Consider the following 22734-nt stretch of genomic DNA (forward strand, 5'->3'; position numbering starts at 1 on the left):
ATGCTCACGCCCCAGCCTGCGCGCCGCCCGCCATCCAGCGCGCCACCTGCGCCCGCGCCGCCGCCAGTGCCGCCGCATCGGCAAAGTGCAGGCCCAGCACCTTCTGCCGCCCCGCCGCGCCGTGCAGCAGCTCGACCTGCTTCTTCGGCACACCGAAGGCGGCGGCCGCCCAGTCGATCAGCGCCGCGTTGGCCTTGCCATCCACCGGCGGCGCACCCAGCCGCACGCGCAGCGCATCGCCGTGCGCGCCGGCGGCCTCGGTGCGCTTGGCGCCGGGCGTGGCGTGGATGGGGAGCTTGAGCACGTGCATCGCGCGCATCACAGCCGCTGGAGGTGACGGCGCAGCCAGTCGGCGAAGGCGGCTTCGTCGATGTCGCTGGCGGCCAGCGACAAGGTGGTCAACACGCAGTCCACATGCGGCGCCTGGATGCGATGGCCGTTAAGACGCAGAAAAAGCTGTGCCGCCACGAAACCGGTGCGCTTGTTGCCGTCGATGAACGGGTGGTTGCGCACCAGGCCAAAGGCGTAGGCAGCCGCCAGGTCGGCCACATCCGGTTCGCCGTAATTCGCCAGTTGCCGGGGGCGCGCCAGCGCGGAGTCAAACAAGCCCTCATCACGCAGACCAGCAGCGCCGCCGTGCTCGGCCAGCTGCTCCTCGTGCACCGCAATCAGTACCTCGCGCGGCAACCAGCGCCAGGCCGCGTTGGCGGCGGTCATTTGGCCAGTTCGCGCAGCACGTCGCGATATTCCTTCATGATCTCGCGCGCCGCCTCCATCGCCTCGGCGAACTCGGCATCGTAAGGGCGCAAGGCCACGCCATCGGGCAGGTCGGTGACGAAGAGCGAATCGCCCTTGCCCACCTTCAGCCGCGCCAGCACTTCCTTGGGCAGGATGACGCCGACCGAGTTGCCGATCTGGGTGACTTTGAGCGCGACGGAAGTGGACATGGCGGCCTCAGCAGAAAAACGTTATAACGATTGTTATATCGTACGCCGACCCCCACGGGATTGCAATCACGGCCGCCTTGCACGGCGGGCACGTCACGAACCCGCCAGCCTGGCCGCCCGCGCCCGTACCGAGGCCTGCGACGCCCCAAGTGCCACCCGCAGCGCCTCGCCCGAAGCGCTTGCAAACGGCTCGCCGCGCGACGCCAACTCGTGCAGCGCCTGCAAGGCGTTCACCTGGACGATGGCGCTGCCATCGCGCAGCGCCGACCGGATGGCCGCCAGAACGCGCGCGCATTCCAGTGGCGACCAATTGACGCGCGGCAGCATCTGCATCAGGTGCCAGCGCACCTCCTTGGGCTGGGGCGTTTGCGCCAATTGCAGCAAGGCCGCGCGGCGCGCATCAATGAAAGCTGGCTGCAGGCGGCTGAACTTCTCCAGCGCATCGGCGCAGCGCATGCGCACCACCGGCTCGGCCGGCCCGAGCAAACCCTGCCACAGCACTTCGGCACATGCCGCACCCTCGAGGGCCGCACGCACCGCCGCATCGGCCTGGCCGATGGACCGGCGATCGCCGCCACGCAGGGAGCGCAGCAGCGGATGCTCGTCACTGCTCATGCGGCCGTGGCGGCGCGGCGTTTATTCGAACTCCACGATCGCCTGGTCCACCGCCAGACTGTCGCCCTGCTGCGCCTTGACTTCCTTGACCACGCCGTCGGCGCTGGCGAACAGCACGTTCTCCATCTTCATGGCCTCGATCACGGCCACGCGCTCGCCGGCCTTCACCTCCTGCCCCGGCTGCACCGCCACCTGCACCAGCAGGCCGGGCATGGGCGAGAGCACGTACTTGCTCATGTCGGGCGGCGCCTTGTAGGGCATCAGCCGGTGCAGTTCGGCCGTGCGCGGGTGCATCACGATGGCGTCGAGCTGCGTGCCGTTGTGGATCACGCGCGTCACCAGCGGGTTCTTGGTGTGGCCGCGCTCCATCTGCACCGTGAACGGCTGGCCGTTGGCGGTGCCCGACAGGCGCGTGTCTCCCAGCATGTGCTCCACATGCAGGTCGTATTCGCGATCGCCCTCGGGCGCGTGCACGGTAACGACGCTGGAATGGTTCAGCGCCACTTCGCCCAGGCTCACGTCGACATACTGGTTGTCACCCTCCTTGCCCAGCGTGCAGACGGTGAACTCGCGCTTGGGCAGGCGCTTGAAGCCTTCCCAGAACTGCCCCTGCAGCCCCTGCGCGCGGTTGCGGTACCACATGTGCAGGCGCGCGGCCAGCGCCACCAGGAAGTACGGGTCGTCGTGCGGCACGTCCTCGGCGCGGAAGCCATCGGCGTAGTGCTCGGCAATGAAACCGGTGTTGAAATCGCCCGCCACGAACTTCGGGTGCGCCAGCAGCGCCGCCTGGAACGGGATGTTGCTCTGCACGCCCTTGATGACGAAGCCGTTCAGCGCCTCGCGCATGCGGGCAATGGCGTCGTTGCGATCGGTGCCGTGCACGATGAGCTTGGCGATCATCGAGTCGTAGTGCATCGGAATCTCGCCGCCGTCGATCACGCCGGTGTCGACACGCACGCCGACATCCGTCGTCGCCTGGCCCTGGAACAGGTTCTGCGCCGGCGGCTCGAAGCGCACCAGCCGGCCGGTGGACGGCAGGAAGTTGCGGAACGGGTCTTCGGCGTTGATGCGGCACTCGATGGCCCAGCCGATCTTCTGCACGTCGGCCTGCGTGAAGGCGAGCTTCTCGCCCGCGGCCACGCGGATCATCTGCTCGACCAGATCGAGCCCGGTGATCAACTCCGTCACTGGGTGCTCCACCTGCAGGCGCGTGTTCATCTCCAGGAAGTAGAAGTCCTGGTCCTTGCCGACCACGAACTCCACCGTGCCCGCGCTCTGGTACTTCACCGCCTTGGCCAGCGCCACGGCCTGCTCGCCCATGGCCTTGCGCGTGGCGTCGCTGATGAAGGGCGACGGCGCCTCTTCAATCACCTTCTGGTGCCGGCGCTGGATGGAGCATTCTCGCTCGTTCAGATACACCACGTTGCCAAAGCTGTCGCCCAGCACCTGGATCTCGATGTGGCGCGGCTGCTCGACGAACTTCTCGATGAACACGCGGTCGTCACCGAAGCTGTTGCGCGCCTCGTTGCGGCAACTGGTGAAGCCTTCGTGCGCTTCCTTGTCATTGAAGGCCACACGCAGGCCCTTGCCGCCGCCGCCAGCCGATGCCTTGATCATCACCGGGTAACCGATGCCCTTGGCGATGTCCACCGCCTTCTCGGGCGTCTCGATGGCGTCGTTGTAGCCGGGGATGGTGCTGACCTTGGCCTCGTCGGCCAGCTTCTTCGACGCGATCTTGTCGCCCATCGCCGCGATGCTGTGCGCCTTGGGGCCGATGAAGGCAATGCCGTTGTCTTCACACGCCTTGGCAAAGGCTTCGTTCTCGCTCAGGAAACCGTAGCCTGGATGAATTGCCTGCGCGCCGGTCTCCTTGGCCGCTTCGATGATCTTGTCGCCCAACAGATAGGACTCGCGCGACGGCGGCGGGCCCAGGCGAACGGCCTCGTCGGCCATCTGCACGAAGCGCGCGTCCTTGTCGGCGTCGGAATACACCGCCACCGTGGCGATGCCCATTTTCTTGGCGGTGGCAATGACGCGGCAAGCTATCTCACCACGGTTGGCAATCAGGATTTTGGTGAACATGATGTGTTTCCTAGCTTTCTTTTATCTTGGTCAGAACCCGGTGATGCGGGCCTTCGGGCAGCGCTGGCGCAACTCGTCCACAAAGCGCTGCCGCTCACGCGGTGAAATCAGGATGCGCCTGGCGCCGTAGTCGATCTGGATGCGGTCGAGCGACAGCGCCGGGGCCGACAGGATGCTGCGCGAGGGCCGGACGCTGGAGATTTCCGCCAGCGGCACCGTCCACCTGAAAGGGCCAGCCCGAACCTTCAGTGCGTCGTCGGTCAAGCTGTAGCGGGTGCCCAGCAGCAGCCAGGCCGGCAGCAGCAGCGACAGCAACAGCACGGCCGCCACGCCCAGCAGTTGCGCGGCGCCGGCTGAGCGCGCAAAACTCCCCCCGATGGCTGGCGCCACCGCCAGCAGCGCCAGCACGCCGCCGCCCAGCATCAACACGGCGAGCCACGCATCCACCTTGGAGGCGAATTGCATGCTCGGCGGCATGGTCATGGCGCAACCAGCTCCCAAAATCAGAGCGGAATGTTCCCATGCTTGCGCCACGGGTTTTCCAGCTTCTTGTCCTTGAGCATCGCCAGGCTGCGGCAGATGCGCTTGCGGGTTTCGTGCGGCTGGATCACGTCGTCGATGAAGCCACGCGCGCCGGCGACGAAGGGGTTGGCGAAGCGGGCCTTGTATTCGGCCTCGCGCGCGGCGAGTTTTTCGGGGTCTTTCTTCTCTTCGCGGAAGATGATCTCGACCGCGCCCTTGGCGCCCATCACCGCGATCTCGGCGTTGGGCCAGGCCAGGTTGACGTCGCCGCGCAGATGCTTCGATGACATCACGTCGTAGGCGCCGCCATAGGCCTTGCGCGTGATGACGGTGATCTTGGGCACGGTGCATTCGGCGTAGGCATAGAGCAGCTTGGCGCCGTGCTTGATGATGCCGCCGTATTCCTGCGCGGTGCCGGGCATGAAGCCGGGCACGTCGACGAAGGTGATGACGGGGATGTTGAACGCGTCGCAGAAGCGCACGAAGCGCGCCGCCTTGATGCTGCTCTTGATGTCGAGGCAGCCGGCCAGCACCAACGGCTGGTTGGCCACGATGCCGACCACCTGCCCGTCCATGCGCGCCATGCCGATGACGATGTTGGCGGCGTAGTCGGGCTGCAGCTCGAAGAACTCGCCGTCGTCCACGGTCTTGGTGATGGCTTCCTTGATGTCGTACGGCAGGTTCGGGTTGTCGGGCACCAGGGTGTCCAGGCTCATGTCGGCGCGGTCGGCGGCGTCCTGCGTCGGCCGGTAAGGCGCCTTCTCGCGGTTGCTGGCGGGGATGTAGTTGAAGAAGCGCCGCAGCATCAACAGCGCCTCGACATCGTTCTCGAACGCCAGGTCGGCCACGCCGCTGCGCGTGGTGTGCGTCAGCGCGCCGCCCAGTTCCTCGGACGTCACACTCTCGTGCGTGACGGTCTTCACCACCTCGGGGCCGGTGACGAACATGTAGCTGGTGTCCTTCACCATGAAGATGAAGTCGGTCATGGCCGGTGAATACACGGCGCCACCGGCGCACGGGCCCATGATCATGCTGATCTGCGGGATGACGCCCGAGGCCATCACGTTGCGCTGGAACACCTCGGCATAGCCGCCGAGCGAGGCCACGCCCTCTTGAATGCGCGCGCCGCCCGAGTCGTTGAGGCCGATCACCGGCGCGCCGACCTTCATGGCCTGGTCCATCACCTTGCAGATCTTCTCGGCGTGCGCTTCGCTCAAGGCGCCGCCGAACACGGTGAAGTCCTGGCTGAAGACGAACACCAGGCGGCCGTTGATGGTGCCGTAGCCAATGACCACGCCGTCACCGGGGATGTGCGTCTGGTCCATGCCGAAGTCGGCACAGCGGTGCTCGACGAACATGTCCCACTCTTCGAAGCTGCCGGCATCGAGCAGCACCTCGATGCGCTCGCGCGCGGTGAGCTTGCCCTTGCCGTGCTGGGCGTCGATGCGCTTCTGGCCGCCGCCCAGGCGCGCGGCGGCGCGCTTTTGTTCGAGTTGTTCCAGGATCTGTTTCATGGGTGCTCTTCTCTTGCTGAAGTTTTCAATCTGATGTGGGTGCGCCGGTATGGCGCTGGAGATAACGGTGGGCGGCGGCGGCGGCGGCCTGCAGCGAAAGCGTGTCGCGGCCAAAGCGCCGGTGCCTAGGCAGAAAGCGCAGCCAGCTCATGCGGCGGCAGGCCTGCAGGTAGCGCGCACGCACGGCCGGGCTTTCGGCGGCCATCCAGGCGTCGATGCGCGCGTCCGCCTCGGCCTCGGGCATGGGCAGCATCCACAGCGTGCTGTGCAGGTAGGTGAGCCAATCGCGTACCTGCGCATCGGGCAGGCTCATCACCTGCAGCGGGTCGTCCTCGAAGTCGATCAGCCCGGCCAGGCGGGGCGCCGCGGGCGCGCCGTCCACGATCATGTTGCGCGCAAAGCCCTGGCTCAGGTACTGGCCTGCGGCGTGCAGGCGCACCAAGGCATCACCCGCCTCGCGCCACAGGGCCGCGGCCTGCGGGTGGTGCGACTGGATCACGTCGCCCAGATGGTCCTGGCCGAGCCAGCGCATCACGAAGTGGTCCTCGTCGACATGCAGCACCTCGGGCACGCGCGCACCCACCCCGTGCAGGGCACGCAGGCGGGCCACCTCGGTCTGCTGCGCCTGCCGGCCGCCCGGCATGGGCGCGGCCTGCAGGAAAGGCAGGCCCAGCAGGCGCGCCACCCCGTTCAGCAGGTGGTAGCGCGCCGCGTGGCGGGTGGCACGCAGGCCCTTGACGGTGACCTTGCCGGACGCGGTGTCGAACACCTCGACACGCCCGTCGCGCCAGCCGCGCGACTGCGCGATGCGGTGCAGGTCTTGCGGAGACAGGGCCATGGTCATCACGTGCGCGGCCCCAGGCCGGCCATGTCCAGCAGGCGGCGCGCGGCGGTGGACGGCGGCAGTTGCCCATCGGCCACGGCCTGCGTGGTCGCCGGGAGCGCGTCGCGCACACCGGCATGCTGGCGGAAGGCGGTTTTCAGCCCGGCGTCGATGCGCTCCCACATCCACGCCAGCGACTGCTGCCGGCGCCGCTCGGCCAGGCGGCCATTGGCCGTCTGCATGGCCTTGAATTCGGTCACGGCGTGCCAGAACGCATCCAGCCCCTCGCCCTTCAGGCCGCTGATCTGCAGCACCCTGGGCTGCCAGCGGGTGGGTGCGGGCTCGTGCACGTCACCATGGCCATGCGCCACACCCGGCGCGTGCGCGCTGCGCTCGGGATTGCCGTGAAAGCCGAACAGCCGCAGCGCCGACTGAATCTGCGCCCGCGCGCGCGTAGCGGCGGCGGGGTCGATGTCGGCCTTGTTGATGACCACCAGGTCGGCCAGTTCCATCACGCCCTTCTTGATGGCCTGCAGATCGTCGCCGGCGTTGGGCAGTTGCAGCAGCACGAACATGTCGCTCATGCCGCTCACGGCGGTTTCGCTCTGGCCCACGCCCACGGTTTCGATCAGCACCACGTCGTAGCCGGCGGCCTCGCACACCAGCATGGCCTCGCGCGTCTTTTCGGCCACGCCGCCCAGGGTGCCGCTGCTGGGGCTGGGGCGGATGTAAGCGCGCTCCAATGTCGACAGGCGCTCCATGCGCGTCTTGTCGCCCAGGATGGAGCCGCCCGACACCGTGGACGAGGGATCGATGGCCAGCACCGCCACCCGGTGGCCGCGCTCGATCAGATGGACGCCCAGCGACTCGATGAACGTGCTCTTGCCCACGCCCGGCACGCCGCTGATGCCGAGGCGCAGGCTGTTGCCGGTGTGCGGCAGCAGCGCGGTCAGCAACTCGTCGCCCTGCGCGCGGTGGTCGGCGCGGGTCGATTCGAGCAGGGTGATGGCCTTGGCGATGGCGCGGCGCTGGGCCGGCGGCGTGCCGGCGACGATGGGTTGGAGCAGATCAGCAGGCGTGGCCACGGCGTGCACTCACAACAGCTCGAAAGCCTGCCCGTTCGACAGGCGATAGCGCGAGAAGTCGCGCACGTCCAGCGTCATCACCGCGGTGACGCCGGTCTCCGATGCCAGCCACACCAGGCTGGCGTCGGCAAAGTCCATGTCGGTGCGGGGAAACTCGGTGTAGCGCTGCATCGACTCCACCATCTCACCCAGGTGCCCCTGGTCGAACGGGAACACCGACGCGCCGCCCCGCTCCAGCCAGCGCAGCATCTGGGCCCGCGTGTCGGCGCGCAGAAAGTTGCACGCCTCGACCACGCAAGGCCAGGTCGTGCACAGGCGCCAGTCGATGCGCCGGTCGGCCAGCAGGTGCACGTAGTGCGCGTGGGCAAACGATGATCGGTCGTACAGGGCCACCAGCGGACCGGCGTCAAGCAGCGCGATTTTCAAGACGCGGCTTCCTGGTCATCGGCCGGCGGCCAGCGCTCGCCACGCCGCCTGGCGGCCTGGAAAGCCTCCCAGTCGCTGCGCGCGGCTTCATGGCGGGCAGCCAGCTTGTCGCGCAACTGCTCGGACAGGGAGGTATCCGCCGCCAGCAAGGAAGGCGGCGCGGGCTCGCGCGCAACGTGCTGCGCTTCGGCCTGCACCTGCAGCATCAGGTCGTACGGGTTCTTGTGGCCCAAGGCCCGCTCCACCGCGTCGATGATGAACTGCGACTTGGTCACGCCCTTGCGCTGAGCGGCAAGCTCCAGTTGCTTTTCGAGCAAGGGATCCATGCGAACAGAGACGGCCATGATGTGCTCCGAAGGAAAATGAATACGGTATTACTGTATCACAACCTCAGGTTTTCGCCTTCCTGATCTGCTCCAGCACATCCTTGGCACTGGCCGGGATCGGCGTGCCAGGGCCGTAGATGCCCTTCACGCCCGCTTCAAACAGGAAGTCGTAGTCCTGGCGTGGAATCACGCCGCCGACGAACACGATGATGTCGTCGGCGCCCTGCTTCTTCAGCTCGGCCAGGATGGCGGGCACCAGCGTCTTGTGGCCGGCGGCCAGCGTGCTGACACCGACGGCGTGCACGTCGTTCTCGACCGCCTGGCGCGCGCACTCTTCCGGCGTCTGGAACAGGCTGCCGATGTCGACATCGAACCCCAGGTCGGCGAAGGCCGTGGCCACCACCTTGGCGCCGCGGTCGTGGCCGTCCTGACCCAGCTTGGCGATCATCACGCGGGGGCGGCGGCCTTCTTCTTCGGCGAAGGCGGCGATTTCTGCTTTCAGTTTGTCCCAGCCCTCGGCCGAGTCGTAAGCGGCTGCGTACACACCGGTCACCTTTTGCGTATCGGCGCGGTGGCGCCCGAAGACTTGTTCCATCGCATCGCTCACTTCGCCCACCGTGGCGCGGGCGCGGATGGCGTCGATGGCGGCGGCAAGCAGGTTGCCCTGGCCGCCTTCAGCTATCTTCGTGATAGCTGCCAGCGCTTTCTGCACCTGGGTTGCATCGCGTTTTTGCTTGATATCCTGAAGGCGGGCGATCTGCGATTCGCGCACCTTCACGTTGTCCACCTCCAGAATCTCGACTGGGTCTTCCTTGTCCAGCTTGTACTTGTTGACGCCGACGATCACGTCGCGCCCCGAGTCGATGCGCGCCTGCTTCTCGGCGGCGGCGGCCTCGATCTTCAGCTTGGCCCAGCCCGAATCCACCGCCTTGGTCATGCCGCCCATGGCATCGACCTCCTCGATGATTTTCCACGCGGCGTCGGCCATCTGCTGGGTCAGGCTTTCCATCATGTAGCTACCGGCCCAGGGATCGACCACGTTGGTGATGTGCGTCTCCTCCTGGATGATGAGTTGCGTGTTACGCGCGATGCGGGCGCTGAACTCGGTCGGCAGCGCAATGGCTTCGTCGAGCGCGTTGGTGTGCAGGCTCTGCGTGCCGCCGAACACCGCCGCCATGGCCTCGATGGTGGTGCGCACCACGTTGTTGTACGGGTCCTGCTCGGTCAGGCTCCAGCCGCTGGTCTGGCTGTGCGTGCGCAGCATCAGCGACTTCGGGTTCTTGGGGTTGAACTCTTTCATGATGCGGCACCACAGCAGGCGTGCGGCGCGCATCTTGGCGATCTCCAGATAGAAGTTCATGCCCACCGCCCAGAAGAACGACAGGCGGCCGGCGAACGCATCCACGTCCATGCCCTTGGCGATGGCGGTCTTCACATACTCCTTGCCGTCGGCCAGGGTGAAGGCCATCTCCAGCGCCTGGTTGGCGCCGGCCTCCTGCATGTGATAGCCGCTGATGCTGATCGAGTTGAACTTGGGCATGTGCTGCGCCGTGTACTCGATGATGTCGCCGATGATGCGCATGCTGGGCTCGGGCGGGTAGATGTAGGTGTTGCGAACCATGAACTCCTTGAGGATGTCGTTCTGGATCGTGCCCGCGAGTTGCTCCTGCTTCACGCCCTGCTCTTCCGCCGCCACCACGTAGCCCGCCAGGATGGGCAGCACGGCGCCGTTCATCGTCATCGACACGCTGACCTTGTCCAGCGGAATGCCGTCGAACAGGATCTTCATGTCTTCCACGCTGTCGATGGCCACGCCGGCCTTGCCCACGTCGCCCGTCACGCGCGGGTGGTCGCTGTCGTAGCCACGGTGCGTGGCCAGGTCGAACGCCACGCTGACACCCTGCCCACCCGCAGCCAGCGCCTTGCGGTAGAAGGCGTTGGACTCCTCGGCGGTGGAGAAACCCGCGTACTGGCGGATCGTCCACGGCCGACCCGCGTACATGGTGGCCTGCGGTCCGCGAATGAAGGGCTCGAAACCCGGCAGCGTGTTGGCGTAGGGCAGATCCTTGGTGTCCTCGGCCGTGTACAGCGGCTTGACGCTGATGCCATCGGGCGTGAGCCAGTTGAGTGCCGCCACGTCGCCATTCGGCGCCGATTTCTGCGCAGCCTTGTGCCAGTCGGCCAGGGTGGAGGTTTGGAACGATGGGGGTTTGGTGCTCATGGCTCTGCTTCTCTTTCGGACGATCGGTGTTCGGCACGGCGGCGGCCCGGCGCCGACGATGGGCTGATTGTCGCCCTCACCGCCACCCATGGGCGATTTGCCGCCCAATCGTGGCGCGACACCGAAGGCTGTAATTATTAATTCAAATTCTCTTGCCGGCCTTACAATCGCGCAAAAATTTTTCTCCCCGGCCATGTCGACCAACGCCCGCCTCGCCCCGCGCGCCCTCTACGAAGAGGTGGCCGAGCGCCTGCGCCAGCGCATCTTCAGCCGCGAGCTGGCGCCGGGCGACTGGATCGACGAGATGAAGATCGCTGAGGAACTGGGCATCAGCCGCACGCCGCTGCGCGAGGCACTGAAGGTGTTGGCCGCCGAGGGCCTGGTGACCATGAAGGTGCGGCGCGGGGCCTACGTGACCGAGGTGTCCGAGAAGGACCTGACCGATGTGTACCACCTGCTGGCGCTGCTGGAGGCGGACGCGGCCGACGCTGTGGCCCGCACGGCCACGCCGGAACAGCTGGCGGAGCTGCAGACGCTGCACGCCGAGCTGGCGGGCGCACTGGGCGAGCAGGAGCGCTTCTTCTCGCTCAACGAACGCTTTCACCTGCGCCTGCTGGAACTGGACGGCAACCGCTGGCGCGCGCAGATGGTGACCGACCTGCGCAAGGTGATGAAGCTGAACCGCCATGCCTCGCTGTTCCAGCGCGGGCGCATCGACCAGTCGCTGGCCGAGCACGCGGCCATCATGCAGGCGCTGGGCCAGCGCGACGGCGCCGCCGCCAGCGCCGCGGTGCGGGCGCACTTTGCCAGCGGGCTGCAGGCGGCATCGCACACCCTGCCTTGATGCGAAGCAGGCTCAAAGCCCCAGCACGCGCGCCAGCCAGCCCTTCTTGGCCTGCTGCTGCGCCGCCAGTTCGCGCAGCACCTGGGCCTTAAGTTGCTCGCGCTCCGACTGCTGACCGGCAGCGGTCATGCGCAGGTAGGCCTTGGCCGAATCGATGTAGCCGTGGTCCTCGTTGCGGATGTGGTTGAACAGCCAGCGCGACAGCATGCGGTGCAACTCCTCCGTCACGTCCTCGCCGGCGTCGAAGCGGCTCTGCATCTCGGCCACGCGGCGCACGAACAGGTCGTGCACCTTCTTATGCGGGCCCGAGAACAGGTAGCCCGCGTTTTCCATCAGGCTTTCCTCGAACGCGAAATGCGACATCGTGTAGTCGACCATCTCGGCGATCACCTCGCTCACGCCAGCGCGATCGGGCGTGTGGCGCAACTCGTTCAGCCGGTTGATGTAATCGACGATGCGGCGGTGCTGGTTGTCGATTTCGGCAATGCCGGTATCCAGATCGGGGGTCCAACTAAGGTTCGCCATGCTGTGTACCTTGGTGCTAATCATTGAAGTGGGTCGATTTTCCGCGCGCGGCGCCAGAAACGTCTTGACACACGTCAAGTGCACTCTGCTTGAACACCCCTGTATGGGGGGATACCGGGCGTTTTCGACGTCCTGCACGCCGTTCAGGGCCAGAGCGGCCGCTTGGGCGCCGTTCCCGCTCGCTATATGATTCATAGCTGTCAGCGCAGATCACACCGGGACCAACCATGCAGTTTTCAACCCAGTACCCGACCAGGCGCCAGCCGCTATCGCGCCGCACCTTGCTTCTGGCCGCCGCGGGCTCGGCCGCCGCAGGCGCGCTGCGCGCGCAGGAGCGTGGTGCGCCCGAGCTGTTTCCGCGCGCTGCCGCCGTGCCCGGTGGCGTGGCGCGCATCGATCTCGGCCCGGCGCCTGCCCGCCCACAGGCCTTTGCCGGTGATGCGCCGCTGCTGGTGCTGGGCGATCCCATCGTCTGGACGGCGCTGGTGGGCATCCCGCTGGCGGCCACGCCGGGCGAGGCGCACATTCGCGCGCGGGGCACCGAAGGCGAGCGCGACATCGCCTACACCATCACCCCAAAGCGCTACACCGAGCAGCACCTGAAGGTGTCGCCCCGCACCGTCGACCTGGCACCCGAAGACCTGGCACGGCACGAGCGCGAGCGCGCGCACCAGCAGGGCGTGATCGCCACCTTCAGCGCCCCGCCCGCCGGCGGCTTGCGCATGCAGCAGCCTTGCAGCGGGCGGCGTTCCAGCTCGTTCGGGTTGCGCCGCTTCTTCAACGGCCAGCCGCGCAACCCGCACAGCGGCATGGACATCGCCGCGCCCACCGGCACGCCGGTGGTGGCGCCGCTGCCCGGCACGGTGATCGACACCGGCGACTACTTCTTCAACGGCCACACGGTGTGGCTCGACCACGGCGGCGGCCTGCTGTCGATGATGTGCCACCTGAGCCGCATCGACTGCCAGGTGGGCGAGCGCCTGGCCACCGGCCAGCGCCTGGGCGCCGTGGGCGCCACCGGCCGCGTGACCGGCCCGCACCTGCACTGGACGGTGGTGCTGAACCGCGCCTCCGTCGATCCGGCGTTGTTTCTGGACGCCTGAAGCCCCGCCCCTTGACCGCCCGCGTTGACACCACGCAGGCCCACTGACAGCATCGCGCCATGTCGCTGATTTCCTGCCCGACCCCGCGCCCCTGGCGCGACCGCCTGATGCCCCTGGCCGCCGCGTTGCTGCTGGCCGCCTGTGCCGCACCGTCGCCTCAGCTGGCGCCGCCCATCGCGCGCCAAGCGGCATCGGCGGCGTTCAGCGACGGCATCGGCATGCGCTTCGTGCGCATCCCGGCGGGCGAGTTCATGATGGGCAGCGACGAATCGCCCCAGGCGCTGGCCCAGGCCTTCCCGCACGCCGACCCCGAGCGCCTGGCCGAGCTGGTGGACGAGCGCCCGGTGCACCGCGTGCGCATCACGCGCGACTTCTGGCTCGGCGCGCACGAAGTCACGGTGGGCCAGTTCCGCCAGTTCGTGGCGGCCAGCGGCTACGTGCCCGAATCGGTGCGCGATGGCAGCGGCGGCTACGGCTTCTACCCCAATTACGACCCCGCCCACACCGAGCGCGCCGACCTGTTCGAAGGCCGCAACCCCGGCTACTCCTGGGCCAACCCGGGCTTCACGCAGACCGACAGCCACCCGGTGATCAACGTCACCTGGAACGACGCCACGGCCATGGCGAAATGGCTGGGCGAGCGCGAAGGCGTTACCTACCGCCTGCCGACCGAGGCCGAGTGGGAGTACGCCGCGCGCGGCGGCACGCGGACGCGCTTTCCGGCCGGCGACGACCCCGATGTGCTGCTGCGGACTGCCAACACCTTCGACCGCGAAGCCGCGCTGCGCTGGCCGCGCTGGCGCGAGCAGGCCGGCACCGGCAGCGACGGCCATGCCTTCACCGCGCCGGTGGGCAGCTTCGCGCCCAACGCGTTCGGGCTGTACGACATGGTGGGCAACGTGTGGGAGTGGGTGGCCGACTGGTACGACGAGGCCTACTACGCGCACTCGCCCGGCGTCGATCCGCAAGGCCCGGCCAGCGGCGACGTGCGCGTGCGCCGCGGCGGCTCGTGGCACAGCTGGCCGCTGTATGCGCGCGTGGCCTACCGCAACTACAACACGCCGCAGTCGCGCCACGTGCTGGGCGGCTTCAGGCTGCTGCGCGAGCAGGGGCTGGTGCGTTGATGCACCTGAAACAATAGCTGCCTGCGCTTGCCACGCCTTGATTTCAGATGAATTTCTCTTGAAACTATTGACCAGCAAGCGCAAGCCACTATTGAAAACATAGTAACCCAAGGCGCCGCCGACGCCACCGTCAACGCCCCGCGCTACACCAGCGATAGCTCGTCACGCTCATCCGGCGTGCCCTGGCGGGCCGCCTGGCTTCTTCTCTCGATCTCCGCCCCGCTCTCGCGCTCGCCGATCTGCTGGCGCCACATGGCGTAGTACAGGCCGCGCTGCGCCACCAGTTCGTCGTGGCTGCCGCTCTCCACGATGCGGCCGCGCTCCAGCACGTGGATCACATCAGCGTGCATCACCGTCGACAGCCGGTGCGCGATCAGGATGCTGATCTGCGTGGCCTGCTGCGAAATCTCGCGCACCGTCTCCGTCACCTGCTGCTCGGTCAGTGAATCGAGCGCCGACGTCGCCTCGTCGAAGATCAGCAGGCGCGGCTCGCGCAGCAGCGCGCGGGCAATCGACAAGCGCTGGCGCTCGCCGCCCGACAGCTTGTAGCCCGACTCGCCCACCAGCGTGTCCAGCCCCTGGGGCAGCTTGGCAATCAGTGCCGCGGCCTGCGCCTGCTGCAGCGCGGTCATGATCTGCTCATCCGTCGCGTCGGGCCGCACGAACTGCATGTTCTCGCGCACCGTGCCGGCGAACAGCGTGGGCTCCTGCGTCACGTAGCCGACCTGGCGCCGCGCCTCGTTGTAGCGCAGGCGGCGCGCGTCGATGTCGTTGAACAGCACGGCGCCGCTGTCGGGTTGGTACAGGCCCAGCAGCAGCTTGACCAGCGTCGACTTGCCCGAGCCGGACGGCCCGACGAAGGCCAGCGTGTCGCCACGCCGCGCGGCAAAGCTCACGCCGTCGATCGAGTTCTCGGTCGCGCCGCGGTGGCGGAACACCACGTCGTCCAGCCGCAGCGACTCGATCGGCCCCAGCGGCACAGCGTCGGGCGGGCGCTTTTCCACCGGCTTGGCCATCAGCTCCTCGAAGTTGGCGAGCGACGACGAGGCCTCGCGCCAGGCCAGGATGATGGTGCCCAGCTCCTGCAGCGGCGCCAGGATGGCGACCGAGATGAACTGCATGGCGATCAGTTCGCCCGTGGTCAGCACGTCGCGGAAGATCAGCCACAGCAGCGTGAACAGCACGCTCAGCTTGAGCAGGCTGAGCGTGCTGCCCTGCAGAAAGCTCAGCCAGCGGATGCGCCGCACCTTGGCCATCTCCAGCGCAAAAATCTCCTCGGTCTTGGCGTGCATGCGGCGGATTTCGCGGAACGTCAGGCCCAGGCTCTTGATCAGCACCACGTTGCGCAGGCTCTCGGTGATGAAGCCGGCGTTCTTGGTCGTCTCGCGGTTGATGCTGCGCTGCTGGCTGCGGATCTGCCGGCTGAGCAGGCCCGACAACCCGCCCAGCAGCACCAGCCCGATCAGGAACACGGGCACCAGCAGCCAGGTCTTGGTCACCGCGTACCACAGCAGAAAGGTCATGCCGATCAGCGAGGCGAACAGCACGTTGATGAAGGCGTTGATGAAGCGCTCGGTGTCCTGCCGCACGCGCATCAGCAGCGCCAGGGTTTCGCCGCTGCGCGCGTCTTCATACTCCTGAAAGTTCAGGCGCATGGTCTGGCGCAGGCCGTCGTTGAAGATCTGCGTGCCGAAGCGCTGCACCACGCGGCGCACGGTGTAGTCCTGCAGCGCCCGCGCCGCGCGCGAAGCCAGCGCCACGCCCACCGCCAGCGCCAGCAGCAGCAGCGCGGTGCGCACCAGTTCGTCGTTGGGCCGGCTGCCGCGTTGCGTGGCCACCTCGTCGATCAGCTTGCCGAAGATGATGGGATCGACCAGCGCCAGCACCTGGCTGATGGCGGCCAGCAGCAGCGCCAGCAAGGCCAGCCGCCATTGTGGCTTGAGGTATTTCCAGAGAGTTTGCATTGCCAGCCATCTTGGGCCGATACGACAGTCATGTATGTCGGACGGCATCGCCGCCAGTCGCTCGGCCTGCCTGCCGAGAGCTAACAAGCACTCGATAGCACCCCACCAACGAGCCAGTTGGCTGGCGCAAGGGCAAGCCATGGCCAAAGATCGGAATCGAAGGCCTCGTACGGTGGCAGTCGAAGGCCCGACCGTGCCCAATAAAGCCAGCAGACAGCCACACCGATCAGCGCTCCTCCTGCCCAGTGAACGACGCCAACGGATGCACAACTCACACCCAGCCAGATAAGAACAACGTCAAACGCAAGCCATGCGATAACGATCTTCACTTGGACTGGCGCATGCATGGAGAGGTCAACTCGAATCAACGGTTCCCCGGCAATCACTAGGGCGCCAACACGTTCAATAGCCAGCCCCGCAGATCGCCCACCTCCTCCATGCAGACCGAATGCCCCATCGGGTACGCATGCCAATCCACACCGTAGCCCAGCGCCTGCAGCGCATCGCGCGACGCGGTGGCGCGCGGCAGCGCCACCATCTCGTCCTGCGTGCCGTGGGCCAGGAAGATGGGCACGTCGGCGTTGGCGGCGCTGCGCTCGGCCGCCAGCGTGCCGGCCAGCGGCAGGTAGCCGCTCATGCCGACGATGCCGGCCAGGCGCTCGGTGTGGCGCAGCCCGGTCAGCAGCGCCATCGCGCAGCCTTGCGAGAAGCCGCCCAGCACGATGCGGTGCGCCGGCATGCCGCGCGCCTTCTCGTGCGCCAGCAAGGCCTCGATGGCGGCCTGCGAGCGGCGCAGGCCGGCTTCGTCCTCGTCGCCGCGGTCGTGGCGAATGTCGAACCAGGCCGGCATGACGTAGCCGCCGTTGATGGTCACCGGCTGCTGCGGCGCGTTGGGGAACAGCCAGCGCACCGGGCCGATGGGGCGCAGGTCGATCTCGTCGACGAAGGGTGCGAAGTCGCTGCCATCGGCGCCCAGGCCGTGCATGACGATGATGCTGGCGACGGGATCGGGGCCGGTTTCGGCTTCAAGGGTGTGGGGTGGCGAGGTCATGGCGGCATGGTAGCGTGCCTGACGGTGGCCTGCACCCACCGCACTTGAGCATGAAAACCGCGTTCATCGCCCTACCAGCGGGCGCGAGCAGCTATCGAAATTGAAGCAATCAATGTCAGGCCAGCGCTGCTTCGCGCGTCTGGCGGGCCTCGTCGCCCAACTGGCGAAGCGCCTTGTCGACCACCGCGCTGGCGTCGACCGGGCGCAGGTGGCGGTTGCGGATCAGTTTTTCGCAGGTGCGCTGCGTCATGCTGTGCGGCCGACCGCCGCGGCTGATGAACATGAACAGCGTGCCGTTGTCGCTGGTCCACTGAAGCTGCGCGCGGCGCCAATGGCCACGCACTTTCAGGTCGACCCAGTCGCCCACGCGCAGGCGCGCCAGGGTGGCGCGGGTGCGGGCCTCGATGTCCTCGGTGCTTTCGGCCGCCGTTGCCGGCATCTGGGCGACGGGCTGCGGTTCGGCAGGCTGATCGAGCGGCACGAAGGGCTGGTCGGATGGGTCAGGCGCGGCAAGCGCGGCGGGCGCCGTCAGAACACCGAGATCGGTGTCTGCAGCCGCCATCGGCCCTGGCTGCTGTGCGGCGTGCTCGGTCAATGGCGCCGGCCCTGAATCGGCCTCGTCGTGGAAGCCGGCCGCCTGCAGCTCGTGGCGGCCCAGCCAGGGCTGTTCGGCGGCGCGGGGTTTGGGCCGCTCCAGCGGCGCGGCTTCGGTCTCCAGCGGCATCAGGCCGGATTCGTCGCCGAGGGACGCGAAGCCCAACGCCTCGGCGTCGCGCGCGCTGCGCAGGCGGCGCAGGCGCAGCACCGGATCGTGGTAGCGCATCAGCGCGTCGAAGAAGGTGGCGGTTTCCTCGGGCTCCTTGCCCAGCATTTCCAGGCCGCGCCGCAGGGTCTGCACCAGGCCGGGCACCACCTGGAACAGGCGCGCCGGCTGCTTCAGCGCGGCCTCGCGCTTGACACTCCAGAGCAGGTCGCTCACCACCGCCAGGTAACCGCCGGGGTCGAGCTGACCACGTTCGTCGGTCAGCTGCGCGTGCGCGATCACCAGCGACCAGTCCTGGAACAGGAAGTCGGCCACCACGCCGGGCACGCCCTCCAGGTCGGAGCGCAGGCTGAACTCCCAGGCGATCTTGTCGGCCAGCGCCTGGCGCTCCTGCGCGAAGTGCATCGAGCGCAGACCCGGCTCGTGCGCCTGCTTGTCGGCCTCGTCCTGGCGCTGCCAGTCCGACTCGATGGCCTGCAGGCGGGTGGCGAAGGCTTCGGCCGAAGCCTCGGGCTCGGCGTTCAGCTCGCGCACGGCCTGGCGCACCGGCGCCATGAACTGCTCGAACTCCTCGGCGTATTCGTCGTTGTAGCGGAAGCTGCGCTGCGCCACGCCCTCGATCAGGCGCCGCGCGGGATGGTGGTCGTCGCCGAAGAAGCGCGGGTCGGCCATGGCCATGCGCAGCAGCGCCGGCTCCAGGGCGACAAAGGCTTCGCGCACCGGCGCCAGCACGCGCTGGTCGTCGGCCACCTGCTGCACCAGCGTGCGCACGGCATCCAGCCCCAGCGCCTGCCGGATGTGCGTGGCCTGCGCCTTCAGCCCCATCAGCGTGTGCGTGCGCGCCTGGGGCGAAGCGGCCTCACCCCATTCCTGGGGCGGCAGCGGCTGGTCCAGCGACACCGGGCGCGCCGGCCGGTCGACCACGCTCAGGGCCCGCGCCCGCGCGCGGGTGCGCGCCGCGGCGGCCTCGTCGTACTGGTCCACCGGCGCCTGCCGCAAGGCGGCAGACTGTGCCTGCACGGCGTCGTAATAGGCGGGCGGCAGCGGCTCGTCGTTTTCGGCCACCCACTGCGGGCGGTACAGGAAATCGCGCATCAGCGCATGCGACACCGCAGGCCTGGCCTGCGCCAGGTCGTCCATGCGCGGGAACAGCGTGCGCCGCTGCTGCAACTGCTCGGCCTCGGAGGGCAGTGCCCCGCCCTCGGCCGCCGCACCACCGCCCCAGCCGCCACCACCCCAGCCGCCACTGCCAGCGCCGCCACCCTGTCCTGAACCGGCAGCGGGGGCCGCGCCCGCCGTGCCGGGCGGCAGGACGCCGCCCTCGGTCAGCTTCAGGCGGTAACGCGCTTCTTCAACGCCCTGCTCCGCCAGCAGCTTGTTCACGCTCTCGTAGAGCTTCTTCAGCTCTTGGGCCAACGGCCTGGCCATGTGGCGCACCCAGTGTGCGCGCACCTCGGGCGGCTCGGGCAGCGTGTCCAGCAGTTCCATCACCGCTGTGCAGGCCACGTCGGGGCGCAGTGGGTTCAGGTCGGCCCGCACCACGGGCAGACCCAGCGCCGAACTCATCAGCGAATCGAGCAGGGCCAGCGACTCCTCGACCACCGGCATCACCGTCTGCTGCAGGCGCGAGGCTTCGACGAAGCGGGAGACCTCGGCATCCTCGACCAGCGCCAGGTCGTCCTCCGACAGGATCTGGCGCGTCGGCGCGACCGCAGCGTGGCGGGCGGTGTCCAGCGCCAGCGCCATGGCGGTATCCAGCCGCGCAGGAAACGCGCCGCGCAGCTCGGCCCGGTGCTTCGACAGCGCGGCCCAGGCCTCGCCCAGCTCCATGCGCACGCCGATGGCGCGCGACTTGCGCTCGGCATCTTCCAGGGCCTCGATGGTGGCCCCGATGCAGCGGTCGAACAGCGACGACGACAGGAAGACGACTTCCTGCCGGGCACGCTTGATCAGGGGACTGTGAATGCTGGCGGTGGACATGGCAGACGCGGGCCGCAACGTCGTCCGCGCTGGGGGCACGGCGATGCGGAATCCATCCGACTTTATAGCGCCTGGCGCCGAATCGATGACGACAAGGGCGCCGCTGGCGTGAAAACGTCGACGATGTCAGCTTCGCGGGGCGGCATCCTGGTCGAACACCGCATCCACGGGCACCTGCAGCGCCGTGACCAGGTGGTTGGTCTTGGCCGCCAGCCCGACGATGGTCAGCAGCTCGGCGTGCTGCGCCGCCGTCATGCCCTTGGCTCGCGCAGCGCCGGTGTGCGAATGCACGCAGTAGCCGCAGCCATTGGCCACCGACACGGCGATGTAGATCATCTCCTTGGTCAGCGGATCGAGCCCGGAGGGCGTGGCCATGACGCGGTTGACCTCGGCCCAGGTCGACTCCAGCAGCGCCGGGTCGAACGCCAGGTAGCGCCAGAAGTTGTTGATGAAGTCCGTGCCGCGCGTGGCGCGGATGTCGTCGAACACGGCCTTTACGCGCGGGTCCAGGCCGGCATCGCCAGCAGAATTGACGGTGGACATGGGTCTTGTGCTCCTGTTGATCGTGCGGTTTTTGCTATCTTATAAATAGCTTCTCGCGCTTGCTGCACAAGCGCTGAAGGCCTATTTCTTTCATAAAATCTGTGTCGACCGGTGTCAGCCATTGGCCAGGATCGGCCGCGTCAGGTACACCGCCTCGCGCCCCACGATGGGCTGGCGCGTGGGCATGAGCACGGTGCAGTCGTCGCACGGCGCGCGGATTTCGCCCGCATCGCCGTCGTTGGCGATCAGCTCGCCCAGGGCGAAGGTCTCGAAGCCCACCAGCGGGCGCACGAAGCGGAAGTCGGGCGTGCGCACCATGCAGGTCTGCAGCAGCTGAAAGCGCCGCTGCCTTGCAGCCGGCGCCGCGGCGTGCGACGGCGCGTCGACCAGGCCGAAGTACGCCAGGAAGTCGAGCGTGACCGCCGTCGCCAGGTCGGCCGAGGCCTGCAGGAAGTGCTGGCCGCATTCGGCCACCAGCGCCACGCCGGCGCCACCGTCGGCCCGGCCGTGGCGGCCGTGCTGGATCAGCGGCGTGCCGCTGCCCAGGCCGGCGGGCATCACCAGATGCGTGGTCACGCGGTCCAGCGCGCCGATGGCCAGGGCCGCGCGCGCGTTGCGCTCGAAGCCGGGGTAGACCCAGAACGGCGCCACGGCCTGGCTGGTGGAATGGATGTCCAGGATGTGGTCGGCCGCCGCGACCACCGGGCGCAGTTCGCGCGCACGGCGCAGCTCGGGGCTGTGCTCGGGGCCGTCCAGCCACTCGTCGGACCAGATGCGGTTGAGGTTGTGCACCAGTTGCCGGTTGGCGAAGGGTTCGTCGTGGCGGAAGGCCTCGTAGGCCTCGACGTGCGCCAGGCTGACGATGAGCGTGCCGATCTTCGGCCGCACGCCCGTATCCAGCAGGTGCGTGGCGGCCACCATGCCGCAGATCTCGTTGCCGTGCGTCAGCGCGTTGATCAGCACGTGCGGGCCGGGCCGGCCGCTGTCGAAACGGTGCACAAACGGGATGCCGGTGTTGCCGACGCGGTAGGCCGACAGGTCGCGCGGCAGGACTTCGAGGACGGGGGCTGCGTGGTTCATGAGGCGATGCGAGCTTGAGCGCGGCATCTTATCGGCTGCCGCTAAGCTCGCGGCCATGACACCCGCCCTGCCCGACACCGCCCACCCCCTGGAACTGAAGCACGCCTACCGGCTGCTGAACACCGGTGCCTCGGTCCTGGTCAGCGCCGCGCACGCCGGGCGACGCGACGTGATGGCCTGCGCCTGGAACATGGCGCTGGACTTCAGCCCCGCCAAGGTGGCGGTGTGCCTCGACAAGGCCAGCTTCACGCGCGAACTGCTCGAAGCCAGTGGCAGCTTCGCTATCGGCGTGCCCTGCGTGGCGCAGGCCGATCTGGTGTTCACCGTGGGCAGCATCAGCGGGCGTGAACTGCCGGGCCAGGACAAGTTCGCCGCCTTCGGCATCGCGCACCACGCCGCCTCGGTGATCGACGCGCCGCTGGTGGCCGGCTGCATCGGCTGGCTGGAATGCCGCCTGATCCCCGAGCCGCACCTCCAGCAGGCGCACGACCTGTTCATCGGCGAGGCGGTGGCGGCGTGGGTGGATGAGCGCGCCTTCGAAGGCGGCAAGTTCCGCCCGCTGGACGACACGCCGCCCGCATGGCGAACGCCGCACCACCTGGGGGCGGGCAACTTCGTGGTGCCGGGCGCGCAGCTCAAGGCGCGTGCCCAGACTTCGGGTTAGGTGCCTCGCCCTCCGTGCTCGGCACGCCAGCGGTCGAGCGAGGCCAGCGCGCTGTCGAGCAGATCGTGCAGGCGGTGCCAGTCGTCCTCGGGCATGTCGGCAAACATCTCGGCCTCCAGCCGGCGGCCGATGCGCTCGCACTCGCGCCACACGCGCAGGCCTTCGGCGCTGAGATGCAGGCGCTGCACGCGGTTGTCGTGCGGGTCGGTCTCGCGCTCGATCAGGCCGCGTTTTTCCAGATCGGCCAGGTTCTTCGACAGCAGGGTCTTGTCCAGCACCAGCCGGTGCCGCAGCTCGGTCGCGGCCACGCCGGGCGTGTCGTGCACCAGGCGCAGCAGGCGCAGCTCGCGCACCCGCATGCCGCTGGCCTCGACGTAATAGGCGTCGGCGGCCTTGGTGGCCAGCGTCTTGATCAGGTCGAGCTTGTAGGTCAGGTAGCGCTTCTGAACCGTGGCACGGCGCGCCGCACCACCAGGCCTGGCCGGCTTTTTCGGGGTGTTCATCGCGCCATCTTGGCACGGCCGGCCGCCGC

Annotated in this window: 23 protein-coding genes; 4 read left to right on the forward strand and 19 right to left on the reverse strand. The window is 68.1% G+C overall.

All coding sequences use genetic code 11. The features are described 5' to 3' along the window. Positions 1–4: 4 nt before the first annotated feature. From ACFSCU_RS15850 to scpA, 12 genes are all read right to left on the reverse strand, one after another. A complete protein-coding gene (locus tag ACFSCU_RS15850) occupies positions 5–319 on the reverse strand; it encodes a DUF167 domain-containing protein (RefSeq protein ID WP_180549223.1) in 315 nt (104 codons plus the stop codon). Continuing rightward, positions 319–717 (reverse strand): type II toxin-antitoxin system death-on-curing family toxin, encoded by a 399-nt coding sequence (locus ACFSCU_RS15855; RefSeq protein WP_377561127.1) that lies wholly within the window; start codon positions 715–717, stop codon positions 319–321. The genes ACFSCU_RS15850 and ACFSCU_RS15855 overlap by 1 nt, the downstream gene beginning before the upstream one ends. Beyond that, entirely contained in the window at positions 714–947 is a 234-nt protein-coding gene (locus ACFSCU_RS15860; protein ID WP_180549224.1) for an AbrB/MazE/SpoVT family DNA-binding domain-containing protein, read from the reverse strand. The genes ACFSCU_RS15855 and ACFSCU_RS15860 overlap by 4 nt, the downstream gene beginning before the upstream one ends. A 93-nt stretch (positions 948–1040) precedes the next feature. Next, positions 1041–1562 carry a hypothetical protein gene (locus tag ACFSCU_RS15865; RefSeq protein ID WP_377561128.1) on the reverse strand — a complete coding sequence of 174 codons (522 nt, stop codon included), beginning with the start codon at positions 1560–1562 and terminating at the stop codon, positions 1041–1043. A 21-nt stretch (positions 1563–1583) separates the two neighbouring features. Next, a complete protein-coding gene (locus ACFSCU_RS15870) occupies positions 1584–3644 on the reverse strand; it encodes an acetyl-CoA carboxylase biotin carboxylase subunit (RefSeq protein ID WP_377561129.1) in 2061 nt (686 codons plus the stop codon). 30 nt (positions 3645–3674) lie between these two features. Then, a complete protein-coding gene (locus ACFSCU_RS15875) occupies positions 3675–4127 on the reverse strand; it encodes a PH domain-containing protein (RefSeq protein ID WP_377561130.1) in 453 nt (150 codons plus the stop codon). Between the two features lie 20 nt (positions 4128–4147). Beyond that, positions 4148–5680 (reverse strand): acyl-CoA carboxylase subunit beta, encoded by a 1533-nt coding sequence (locus ACFSCU_RS15880; protein WP_377561131.1) that lies wholly within the window; start codon positions 5678–5680, stop codon positions 4148–4150. A gap of 25 nt (positions 5681–5705) precedes the next feature. Next, complete coding sequence (locus tag ACFSCU_RS15885) at positions 5706–6518, reverse strand: BUD32 family EKC/KEOPS complex subunit (protein ID WP_333707351.1); 813 nt, start codon at positions 6516–6518, stop codon at positions 5706–5708. Positions 6519–6523: 5 nt separating this feature from the next. Continuing rightward, entirely contained in the window at positions 6524–7588 is a 1065-nt protein-coding gene (gene meaB, locus ACFSCU_RS15890) for a methylmalonyl Co-A mutase-associated GTPase MeaB (RefSeq protein ID WP_180549228.1), read from the reverse strand. Positions 7589–7597: 9 nt separating this feature from the next. Then, the gene (locus ACFSCU_RS15895; RefSeq protein ID WP_377561132.1) at positions 7598–8014 is read right to left on the reverse strand and encodes a type II toxin-antitoxin system VapC family toxin; all 417 of its coding nucleotides are present in this window, start codon (positions 8012–8014) and stop codon (positions 7598–7600) included. Then, on the reverse strand, positions 8011–8358 hold the full coding sequence (locus tag ACFSCU_RS15900) for a hypothetical protein (protein WP_333707353.1): 348 nt from the start codon (positions 8356–8358) through the stop codon (positions 8011–8013). The genes ACFSCU_RS15895 and ACFSCU_RS15900 overlap by 4 nt, the downstream gene beginning before the upstream one ends. A 46-nt stretch (positions 8359–8404) precedes the next feature. Next, complete coding sequence (gene scpA / locus ACFSCU_RS15905) at positions 8405–10561, reverse strand: methylmalonyl-CoA mutase (RefSeq protein ID WP_180549231.1); 2157 nt, start codon at positions 10559–10561, stop codon at positions 8405–8407. A gap of 193 nt (positions 10562–10754) precedes the next feature. On the opposite strand from scpA, the gene ACFSCU_RS15910 reads away from it, so the two are divergent. Beyond that, positions 10755–11405, forward strand: coding sequence for a GntR family transcriptional regulator (locus tag ACFSCU_RS15910; RefSeq protein ID WP_180549232.1), 651 nt, complete (start codon positions 10755–10757; stop codon positions 11403–11405). A gap of 12 nt (positions 11406–11417) precedes the next feature. Here ACFSCU_RS15910 and ACFSCU_RS15915 read toward each other — a convergent pair whose 3' ends face one another. Next, positions 11418–11930 (reverse strand): bacteriohemerythrin, encoded by a 513-nt coding sequence (locus ACFSCU_RS15915; RefSeq protein ID WP_377561133.1) that lies wholly within the window; start codon positions 11928–11930, stop codon positions 11418–11420. Between the two features lie 227 nt (positions 11931–12157). Between ACFSCU_RS15915 and ACFSCU_RS15920 the strand changes: the two genes are divergently transcribed. Next, positions 12158–13033: a peptidoglycan DD-metalloendopeptidase family protein gene (locus ACFSCU_RS15920; RefSeq protein WP_180549233.1), complete on the forward strand. Its 876-nt coding sequence runs from the start codon at positions 12158–12160 to the stop codon at positions 13031–13033. A 59-nt stretch (positions 13034–13092) separates the two neighbouring features. Then, the gene (locus tag ACFSCU_RS15925) at positions 13093–14157 is read left to right on the forward strand and encodes a formylglycine-generating enzyme family protein (protein WP_377561134.1); all 1065 of its coding nucleotides are present in this window, start codon (positions 13093–13095) and stop codon (positions 14155–14157) included. 143 nt (positions 14158–14300) lie between these two features. On the opposite strand, the gene ACFSCU_RS15930 is transcribed toward ACFSCU_RS15925, so the two are convergent. From ACFSCU_RS15930 to ACFSCU_RS15950, 5 genes are all read right to left on the reverse strand, one after another. Continuing rightward, the gene (locus ACFSCU_RS15930) at positions 14301–16121 is read right to left on the reverse strand and encodes an ABC transporter ATP-binding protein (protein ID WP_180549234.1); all 1821 of its coding nucleotides are present in this window, start codon (positions 16119–16121) and stop codon (positions 14301–14303) included. 385 nt (positions 16122–16506) lie between these two features. Beyond that, complete coding sequence (locus ACFSCU_RS15935; RefSeq protein ID WP_377561135.1) at positions 16507–17172, reverse strand: alpha/beta hydrolase; 666 nt, start codon at positions 17170–17172, stop codon at positions 16507–16509. A gap of 115 nt (positions 17173–17287) precedes the next feature. Then, the gene (locus ACFSCU_RS15940; protein ID WP_377561136.1) at positions 17288–19915 is read right to left on the reverse strand and encodes a DUF1631 family protein; all 2628 of its coding nucleotides are present in this window, start codon (positions 19913–19915) and stop codon (positions 17288–17290) included. A gap of 126 nt (positions 19916–20041) precedes the next feature. Then, positions 20042–20458, reverse strand: a complete 417-nt coding sequence (locus tag ACFSCU_RS15945; RefSeq protein WP_180549237.1) for a carboxymuconolactone decarboxylase family protein — start codon at positions 20456–20458, stop codon at positions 20042–20044. 114 nt (positions 20459–20572) lie between these two features. Next, positions 20573–21538 (reverse strand): M14 family metallopeptidase, encoded by a 966-nt coding sequence (locus ACFSCU_RS15950; protein WP_180549238.1) that lies wholly within the window; start codon positions 21536–21538, stop codon positions 20573–20575. A gap of 55 nt (positions 21539–21593) precedes the next feature. On the opposite strand from ACFSCU_RS15950, the gene ACFSCU_RS15955 reads away from it, so the two are divergent. Then, positions 21594–22202, forward strand: a complete 609-nt coding sequence (locus ACFSCU_RS15955; RefSeq protein WP_377561137.1) for a flavin reductase family protein — start codon at positions 21594–21596, stop codon at positions 22200–22202. Here the strand turns inward: ACFSCU_RS15955 and ACFSCU_RS15960 are convergent. Continuing rightward, a complete protein-coding gene (locus ACFSCU_RS15960) occupies positions 22199–22705 on the reverse strand; it encodes a MarR family winged helix-turn-helix transcriptional regulator (RefSeq protein ID WP_180549239.1) in 507 nt (168 codons plus the stop codon). The two genes, ACFSCU_RS15955 and ACFSCU_RS15960, sit on opposite strands and share 4 nt — an antisense overlap. Positions 22706–22734 lie beyond the last annotated feature (29 nt).

The organism is Ottowia beijingensis (assembly GCF_042680925.1).
GTDB lineage: Bacteria > Pseudomonadota > Gammaproteobacteria > Burkholderiales > Burkholderiaceae_C > Ottowia > Ottowia beijingensis.